The organism is Kitasatospora sp. NPDC059803 (genome assembly GCF_042732255.1).
Classification (GTDB): domain Bacteria; phylum Actinomycetota; class Actinomycetes; order Streptomycetales; family Streptomycetaceae; genus Kitasatospora.
Map to the genome: position 1 here is coordinate 1 of NZ_JBHWIJ010000524.1, position 2,435 is coordinate 2,435.

Here is a 2,435-nt window from a genome sequence, read left to right on the forward strand (position 1 = left end):
TCGCGGAGGTGCTGGGCCGGGGCCAGGTCGGTGTCGACGACGACTTCTTCGACCTGGGCGGGCACTCGCTGCTGGCCACCCGACTGGTCTCCCGGGTCCGGGCGACCCTCGGGGTCGAGCTGGAGCTGCGCCGCCTGTTCCGGACGCCGACACCGGCCGGGCTCGCGGCCGGCCTGCACGACGCCGCCACCGCGCGGCAGGCGCTGGTGCCCCGGCCGCGCCGGGAACCGCTGCCGCTGTCCTTCGCGCAACGCCGCCTGTGGTTCCTGCACCAGTTCGGGGCGCCCAGCGCGACCTACCACATGCCGCTGGCGCTGCGGCTGACCGGCGACCTCGACCAGGAGGCGCTGGGAGCAGCGCTGACGGACGTGGTGGCGCGGCACGAGAGCCTGCGCACGGTGTTCCCGCACACCGAGGGCGTCCCGCGCCAGCGCGTGCTGAGCGCCGCGGAGGCCACCATCCGGATCCCGGTGCGCCGGGCCGGCGAGTCGGAGCTGCCGGGGCTGCTGAGCGAGGCGGCGGTGCGCGCCTTCGACCTGACGGCGGACCTGCCCGTCCGGGCGCAGCTGTTCACGCTCGCCCCCGACGAGCACGTCCTGCTCGTCGTCCTGCACCACATCGCCGGCGACGGCTGGTCGATGAGCCCGCTCTCCCGCGACCTCGCGACCGCGTACACCGCCCGCCGGCGCGGCGACGCCCCGGGCTGGGCGCCGCTGCCGGTGAGCTACGCGGACTACACCGTGTGGCAGCACGAGATCCTCGGCGAGGAGTCCGACGCGGACAGCGCGTTCGCCCGCCAGGTCGGCTACTGGAGCCAAGCGCTCGCCGGGCTTCCCGAGCAGCTCGCGCTGCCCGTCGACCGGCCCAGGCCGGCGGTCATGACCTACGGCGGCGACCTGCTGGACATCCGGCTGCCCGCCGAACTGCACGCGGGGCTGGCCGAGTTGGCCCGGCGGTCCGGGAGCAGTCTGTTCATGGTGCTCCAGGCGGGCCTGGCGGCGCTGTACACCCGGCTGGGTGCCGGGACGGACATCCCGATCGGCAGCCCGATCGCGGGGCGCACCGACGAGGCGCTGGACGACCTGGTCGGCTTCTTCGTCAACGCGCTGGTGCTGCGCACCGACACGAGCGGCGACCCGAGCTTCCTCGAACTGCTGGGCCGGGTGCGGGAGACGACGCTGTCGGCCTTCGCGCACCAGGACGTGCCGTTCGAGCACCTGGTGGAGGCGCTGAACCCGGCGCGGTCGATGTCGCTCCACCCGCTCTTCCAGACCGTACTGGCCCTGCAGAACGCGCCGATGGGCGACTTCGAGCTGCCCGGGCTGACGGTCTCCGGGGTGCCGGTGCAGACCGGGACCTCGCGGGTCGACCTGACCTTCGGCCTCGCGGAGAACCGCGGGTCCGACGGCACGCCGGCCGGGCTGACCGGTGCGGTCGAGTACAGCACCGACCTCTTCGACCGGGGGACGGTCGAGGCCCTGGTCGCCCGCTGGACCAGGCTGCTGGCGGCGGTCGCCGCCGATCCGGACCGGCCGATCGGTGCGATCGACCTGCTGGACGAGCGGGAGCGCGGGGAACTCCTGCCCGCCGCCGAGCCCGGGGCGGCCGGGGTGAGCCTGCCGGAGGCGTTCGCGGCGCAGGTGGCGGCGACGCCGGACGCGCTCGCGCTGACCGACGGGACGGTAGAGCTGACATATCGTCAACTTGATGTCTGGGCGGGCCGGTTCGCGCATGCGCTGATCGCCCGCGGGGTCGGGCCGGAGCAGGTCGTGGCGGTGGCGCTGCCGCGTTCGGTGGAGTCGGTGGTGGCCGTGCTGGGCGTGCTGAAGGCCGGGGCGGCGTACCTGCCGGTGGATCCGGCGTACCCGGCGTCGCGGATCGCGTTCATGCTGGAGGACGCCCGCCCGGTACTGGTGGTCGACGATCCGGCGCTGGTCGCCGAGGTGTGCGAGGCATGCGAGGCGTCCGCCTGGCCGGATATCGATCCGGAGGTCGCGCTCGACGTCCGGCACCTGGCCTACGTGATCTACACCTCGGGTTCGACCGGCCGCCCCAAGGGCGTCGTGGTGAGCCACGCCGGGGTGTCGGGCCTGGTGGCGGCGCAGGTCGAGCGGCTCGGCCTGGAGCCGGGCAGCCGCGTCCTCCAGTTCGCCTCGCCCAGCTTCGACGCGTCGTTCTGGGACCTGTGCAGCGCCCTGCTGACCGGCGCCACCCTCGTGCTCGCCCCGTCCGAGGCCCCGCTGGAGGCCCTGACGGACCGCCGGCTCGACGTCACCCATGTGACCCTGCCGCCCTCGGCCCTGGCCGCGCTGGACGGCGCCGACCTCGCGGCCGGCACCTTGGTGGTGGCGGGCGAGGCCTGCCCGCCGGAGCTGGTGGCGCGCTGGGCGCCGGGGCGGCGGATGGTCAACGCGTACGGCCCGACGGAGACGACG

General features: G+C 74.9%; 1 protein-coding gene. It reads left to right on the forward strand.

The window, feature by feature from the left end; genetic code table 11:
• Window positions 1–2,435, forward strand: a 2,435-nt coding sequence (locus ACFV6I_RS39060) for a condensation domain-containing protein (protein ID WP_380430998.1), incomplete at both ends; no start/stop codon positions are given.